The 337-nt window shown below is 66.2% G+C and carries 1 protein-coding gene; it reads right to left on the bottom strand.

The annotated features are described in order from the left end of the window. Positions 1–337, bottom strand: a 337-nt coding sequence (locus GCN74_RS28390) for a filamentous hemagglutinin N-terminal domain-containing protein (RefSeq protein WP_152259715.1), incomplete at both ends; no start/stop codon positions are given.

Raw genomic sequence — 337 nt, 5'->3', positions numbered from 1 at the left:
TTGCCCAGGATGGTCGTGCCGTCATTGCCCAGCACGCGGTTCAGGGCCACCGCGTTGCTGTTGGGCTGCTGGAACTGCACCGATTCGCCCTTGCCGATATTAAAACTGGCCCAGTTGATGACGGCGTTCTGGCTGCCCTGCTGAATCACGGTATTGCCCGGCGTACCGTTGATCGTTGCCTGGCCCGCCACCACCGTGCCGCCCGCCGGTCCCGCCAGGGCCAGGGAGCCATACCCGAGCATCAGCGCCGCCGCCATGCTGGTCAGGGCGAAATGCGCGCCGCCCCCGCTGCTGCCCGGCATCGAGCGCTTGCCGGCGGATTTGACGTTTTCGGAAA

This window comes from Janthinobacterium sp. FT14W (genome assembly GCF_009208755.1).
Taxonomy (GTDB): Bacteria; Pseudomonadota; Gammaproteobacteria; order Burkholderiales; family Burkholderiaceae_D; genus Janthinobacterium; species Janthinobacterium violaceinigrum.
Note: the sequence above shows the minus strand (reverse complement) of the source record. Positions and strands in the feature narration are given on the sequence as shown.